Origin of the sequence: Pseudomonas sp. SED1, assembly GCF_034044025.1 — a bacterium.
GTDB lineage: Bacteria > Pseudomonadota > Gammaproteobacteria > Pseudomonadales > Pseudomonadaceae > Aquipseudomonas.
On sequence record NZ_JAXCIS010000036.1, the window covers coordinates 1 to 5374 of the forward strand.

Consider the following 5374-nt stretch of genomic DNA (forward strand, 5'->3'; position numbering starts at 1 on the left):
ATACATCGACTGAAGCAGCGCATTCGCGAGCAAGCCCGCTCCCACATGTTGTCCTGCGGTGTTTGTTACAGGGCGATCGGCTTACGCCCGGCAAACGAATGCGCCAAGGTACCGCCATCCACCAGTTCCAGCTCGCCACCCAACGGCACACCGTGGGCGATGCGCGAGGTGATCAGGCCTTTGTTGGTCAGCAACTGCGCGATGTAATGGGCCGTCGCTTCGCCTTCCACCGTAGGGTTGGTGGCCAGGATCACCTCGACAAAGGTGCCCTGCTCCTCGATCCGCGTCACCAGTTGCGGAATACCGATAGCTTCCGGCCCCAGGCCGTCCAGCGGCGACAGGTGGCCCTTGAGCACAAAGTAGCGCCCGCGGTAACCGGTCTGCTCCACCGCGTATACGTCCATCGGCCCTTCAACCACGCACAACAGTGTGTCGTCGCGACGCGGGTCGGCGCATTGCGGGCAGAGCTCTTCCTCGGTCAAGGTGCGGCACTGGCGGCAGTGGCCTACCCCTTCCATGGCCTGGCTCAAGGCCTGGGCCAGTCGGGAGCCGCCGCTGCGATCACGTTCCAGCAGTTGCAGCGCCATGCGCTGGGCGGTTTTCTGACCCACGCCTGGCAAAGTGCGCAGGGCGTCGATCAGTTGACGAATCAGGGGGCTGAAGCTCATGGGGAAAGGTCCGACAAAACAACGAGACGCGGTTTATACCCGCGCCCCGGATTAGCGTCAAATGCTCAATCTTGTGCGACGTGCACCACCAACTTGCCGAAGTTGCGCCCCTCCAGCAAACCGATAAAGGCTTCTGGTGCCTGCTCCAGGCCTTCCACCACGTCTTCGCGGAACTTGATCTTGCCGTCCCGCACCCACGGCGCCATGGCGCTGAGGAATTCCGGCTGACGGTCGCCATAGTCGTCGAACACGATAAAGCCCTGGATGCGCACACGCTTGGTCAGCAAGGTGCGCTGCAGCGCTGGCAGCCGATCGGGGCCGCTGGGGGCTTCGTGGGCGTTGTAACCGGCAATCAGGCCACACAACGGGATTCGGGCCTTGGCATTCAGCAGCGGCACAACCGCGTCGAACACCTTGCCGCCGACGTTCTCAAAGTAGATGTCGATGCCCTCGGGACACGCTTGGGCAAGTTCCTCGGCAAAGTTGTCGCTCTTGTGATCGACGCAGGCATCAAAGCCCAGCTCGTCCACCACATAGCGGCACTTGTCGGCGCCACCCGCCACGCCGACCACCCTAAGGCCCTTGATCTTCGCCACCTGGCCGACCACCGAGCCCACCGCGCCGGAAGCCGCCGCCACCACCAGGGTTTCCCCGGACTTGGGTTGGCCGATATCCATCAGGCCCATGTAAGCGGTCATGCCGGGCATACCCAGCACGCCCAAGGCCATGGACGGACTGGCCAGGCCCTTGGGCACCGGCGTCAGGTTGCGGCCATCGGAGATGCTGTGGCTCTGCCAGCCAGTGGAACCGACCACCAGGTCACCCACTTCGAACTTGGGATTACGTGATTGCTCGATACGGCTGACAGCGCCACCGGTCATCACCTCGTCGATTTCCACCGGCGCGGCGTAGGACGGCGCATCACTCATGCGCCCGCGCATGTAGGGATCCAGCGACAGGTAAAGGGTTTTCAGCAGTACCTGGCCGTCGGCCAGTTCCGGCAGCGCGACGCGCTCCAGGCGAAAGTTTTCCGGCACCGGTGCGCCGTGGGGGCGTGAGACCAGCACAATGCGCTGGTTGAGGGTCAATGCTTCGGACATCAGCGAGGCTCCTTCTATCGGTGATTGAATTCAACGGTATAGGGTGCAGACCCCAAAACAGGGCCCAGGGTTCGACAAAACTCTCGCAGTAGCAGTTGTCGAGCGCCAGCGAGGCTACGTTAGCCGCACCGCTGCTTTCATGCCAGACGTGGGACCGAGTCGCTGCCGACGCAGCCTCGCTGCGGCTCGACAGCTGCTACGGGTATGGAAAATAGCCGGCCAAAAAAATGCCAGGCACGGGGCCTGGCATTTTCGGTGCTGCGCTTGCCGATCAGAACGGCAGCTTCATACCCGGCGGCAGTTGCATGCCAGCGGTCACGCCGGACATTTTGTCCTGGCTGTTGGCTTCAATCTTGCGCACGGCGTCGTTGACGGCCGCGGCAAACAGCGCCTCGAGCATTTCCAGGTCGTCTTCGCCCACGCCCGGCAATACGCTTGGGTCGATGCTCACGCGCTTGATGTCGTGACGACCGGTCATCACCACACTGACCATATCGCCACCGGCTTTACCGGTGACTTCGGCGTTGGCCAGTTCTTCCTGCATCTTGGCCATCTTTTCCTGCATCTGCTGCGCCTGCTTCATCAGGCCGGCCATGCCACCTTTCATCATGGGAATCACCTCAAAAGTACGTGGATCAATTATTGGCCCCGGCTTATGACGCCTGAACCGGGGCTTCTACAGGTTCAATAGTATCGTGACGCACCACCGCGCCAAACTGCTGCATCATCTGCTGGATGAGCGGATCACCCTGGATCGACTCTTCAGCTTCGCGCTGGCGGTTGACCCGGCGGCGGGACGCAGCCTGGGCCGGGGTTTCCTGTTCGGGCTTGATCAGCTCGATGCTGATGGTCAGCGTGCGGCCGTGGAACTGGTTCAGGGCATCGTTGAGCCGGCGCTGCTGGGTCGCGTTGAACAGGGCGCTGTGGGCCGGGTCCAGGTGCAACAGCCAATGGTCGCCATCCACGGCAATCAGCGTGCAGTTGGCGGCGATGCTGCCGGTCATGCCCGAGATTGGCAGTTTCGGGAACAGCTCCAGCCATTGCAACGCCAGGCCGGTGGCCGGCATTGCTGCGGGTTCAGGTTCAGGCTCCGGGGCAGGCTCGGCGGTGTGTTCGCTGGCCAGGTCGTCCAGGTAGCTGTAAGCCGAATCGATGTCCGGCTCAATGTAGTCTTCGTCCAGCGGCGGCTCGTCGTCGAGGTCGGTGCCCGGGGTGGCGGCGTCCACTTGCGCGACGGTCGGCTCCGGCACCGGGGCCGAAGCCCATTCCGGAGCATCTGGCACCACGCTGTCCGGGGTCGGCGACGGCATCGGCGTAAGTTCGGGCTGCTCGGCGGCCGTTTCCAGCACCGGCTCGACGGCAGGCTGCAGCTCGACCTCGGCTTCTACCGGGTCATTCCACGGCAGGTCGACTTCAGGCACGGGCGCAGGCTCGACCACCGGCTCAGGCACGACCACAGGCGCCACAGGCTCGGCAACAACCGGGGCCGGCGCCGGAGCAACAGGCACCGGCGGCGCAACCACTGGCGCGACAACAGCCGGGCCAGCCACTGGTTTGGCGGAATCAACTGTGGCCTGGCTGATCCCCACTGGCTTTAGCGGCTGTCTCGGTGCATCCGCCGTGTCGGCGGGCCTGAAGGCCAGCATCCGCAGCAGGACCATTTCGAAGCCGCCACGCGGGTCGGGGGCCAACGGCAAGTCACGTCGGCCAATCAGGCCCATCTGGTAGTAGAACTGCACATCTTCGGCCGGCAACGCCTGGGCCAGGGCCAACACACGGTCGCGGTCGCCGTGGCCGTTGTCGACGCCTTCAGGCAGGGCCTGGGCGATGGCGACGCGGTGCAGCACGTTGAGAATCTCCGAGAGCACGCCATTCCAGTCCGGGCCTTGCTCGGACAGGTGGCGCACGGCTTCGAGCAACGCCTTGGCGTCGCCTTCGATCAGTGCATGCAGCACACCGAACACCTGGCCGTGGTCGAGGGTGCCGAGCATCGCCCGCACGTCGGCGGCCATAACCTTGCCTTCACCGAAGGCGATGGCCTGGTCGGTGAGGCTCATGGCGTCGCGCATCGAGCCGTCGGCGGCGCGGCCCAGCAACCACAGGGCGTCGTCTTCGAACGGCACGTTCTCGACACCCAGCACGTGGGTCAAATGCTCGACCACGCGCTCCGGGGTCATGTTTTTCAGGGAGAACTGCAGGCACCGCGACAGAATCGTTGCAGGAAGTTTCTGCGGGTCGGTGGTGGCCAGGATGAATTTGACGTAGGGCGGCGGCTCTTCCAGGGTTTTCAACAAGGCGTTGAAAGAGTGGCTGGACAGCATGTGCACTTCGTCGATCAGGTAGACCTTGAAGCGGCCACGGCTGGGCGCGTACTGCACGTTGTCGAGCAACTCGCGGGTGTCTTCGACCTTGGTGCGGCTCGCGGCGTCGATCTCGATCAGGTCGACAAAGCGCCCTTCGTCGATCTCCCGGCACACCGAGCACGTACCGCACGGCGTCGAGGTGATGCCGGTTTCACAGTTCAGGCACTTGGCGATGATGCGCGCAATGGTGGTCTTGCCCACACCGCGGGTACCGGTGAACAGGTAGGCGTGGTGCAGCCGCTGGCTGTCCAAGGCATTGATCAGAGCCTTGAGCACATGGGTCTGGCCGACCATTTCGCGGAACGAGCGCGGACGCCATTTACGTGCAAGAACCTGATAACTCATCGAAAACCGTCGCAACTGGGAAGCGGAAGCGGGTAATGCTAGCGGAGCAAGGGGGAAATTGCATCCGGCACGCTCGTCTAATCTGACTAAGCTGGTCTAACCAAGCCCGTAAAAGGCTGAACCCGGAGAGTTTATGCGCGCAGTCCTGGGCGCCTTGTGGATGATTGCCACGGTCAGCGTGGCGGCGCCCGCACCTCTGCGTTTCTCGATTTCCGACAGCTGGACCATGCCCATGGTGCAACTCGACCAGGGCCAGCCGACCCAAGGGATTTTGTATGACCTGATGTTGAGCCTGGCCACCCAGGTCGGGCGCCCCGCGAAATTCCATGTACTCCCCCGGGCGCGCATCGACACCGCCATGGAGCGTGGCGACGTTGATGTGCGCTGCTACGTGACGCCGGCGTGGCTGAACAACCTGTCGGGTGACTACACCTGGAGCATCCCGCTGCTGGTGCAGCGCAATGTGCTGGTCACGGCGCACGTGCCGCCGCCTTCGGTGGTTCTGGACAGACTGGCGCCGCAACACATCGGCACGGTACTCGGCTATAGCTACCCGACCCTGGAGGCACGCTTCGCCAGCGGTCAGCTCAGCCGCGACGACAGCCGCAGTGAAGAGCAAGTGCTGCAAAAGCTGGTGGCCGGACGCTTCAAGTACGCGGTGAGCAACGAATGGATTCTCGACCGCTTCAATCAGCAGTTACCGCCCACACAGCGCCTGCACACGGTGGCTGTGATCGAGGAGCAAAGCCTGGGGTGCTATGTGCGTAACGACCCGCAGGTGCCGGGGCAGCAGATCTTGCGCACGTTGCTGCGGATGAAAATGTCCGGTGAGATTGATGAAATCATCAATCTCTATACCGGGAACAGCGCACCCTCCCCTTAAGATCACCTGATTTAC

The 5374-nt window shown here is 63.1% G+C and carries 5 protein-coding genes; 1 reads left to right on the forward strand and 4 read right to left on the reverse strand.

Annotated elements, in window-relative coordinates; all coding sequences use genetic code 11:
• Window positions 1–65: 65 nt before the first annotated feature.
• The 4 genes from recR to dnaX all read right to left on the reverse strand — a co-directional run bounded on the left by recR (window position 66) and on the right by dnaX (window position 4476).
• Window positions 66–668, reverse strand: a complete 603-nt coding sequence (gene recR, locus SNL23_RS04375) for a recombination mediator RecR (RefSeq protein ID WP_003219049.1) — start codon at window positions 666–668, stop codon at window positions 66–68.
• A 65-nt stretch (window positions 669–733) separates the two neighbouring features.
• Window positions 734–1768 (reverse strand): NADP-dependent oxidoreductase, encoded by a 1035-nt coding sequence (locus SNL23_RS04380; RefSeq protein WP_318301708.1) that lies wholly within the window; start codon window positions 1766–1768, stop codon window positions 734–736.
• Between the two features lie 271 nt (window positions 1769–2039).
• Window positions 2040–2378 carry a YbaB/EbfC family nucleoid-associated protein gene (locus tag SNL23_RS04385; protein WP_003193199.1) on the reverse strand — a complete coding sequence of 113 codons (339 nt, stop codon included), beginning with the start codon at window positions 2376–2378 and terminating at the stop codon, window positions 2040–2042.
• Window positions 2379–2421: 43 nt separating this feature from the next.
• Window positions 2422–4476 (reverse strand): DNA polymerase III subunit gamma/tau, encoded by a 2055-nt coding sequence (gene dnaX / locus SNL23_RS04390; RefSeq protein WP_318301709.1) that lies wholly within the window; start codon window positions 4474–4476, stop codon window positions 2422–2424.
• 133 nt (window positions 4477–4609) lie between these two features.
• Here dnaX and SNL23_RS04395 point away from each other — a divergent pair, with 133 nt between their 5' ends.
• The gene (locus SNL23_RS04395; RefSeq protein ID WP_318301710.1) at window positions 4610–5359 is read left to right on the forward strand and encodes a substrate-binding periplasmic protein; all 750 of its coding nucleotides are present in this window, start codon (window positions 4610–4612) and stop codon (window positions 5357–5359) included.
• The last annotated feature ends 15 nt before the right edge of the window (window positions 5360–5374 follow it).

Excerpts from the sequence above, each read along its gene's own strand:
- recR (WP_003219049.1), bottom strand. The coding sequence starts at position 668 with ATGAGCTTCAGCCCCCTGATTCGTCAACTGATCGACGCCCTGCGCACT.
- SNL23_RS04380 (WP_318301708.1), bottom strand. The coding sequence starts at position 1,768 with ATGTCCGAAGCATTGACCCTCAACCAGCGCATTGTGCTGGTCTCACGC.
- SNL23_RS04385 (WP_003193199.1), bottom strand. The coding sequence starts at position 2,378 with ATGATGAAAGGTGGCATGGCCGGCCTGATGAAGCAGGCGCAGCAGATG.
- dnaX (WP_318301709.1), bottom strand. The coding sequence starts at position 4,476 with ATGAGTTATCAGGTTCTTGCACGTAAATGGCGTCCGCGCTCGTTCCGC.
- SNL23_RS04395 (WP_318301710.1), top strand. The coding sequence starts at position 4,610 with ATGCGCGCAGTCCTGGGCGCCTTGTGGATGATTGCCACGGTCAGCGTG.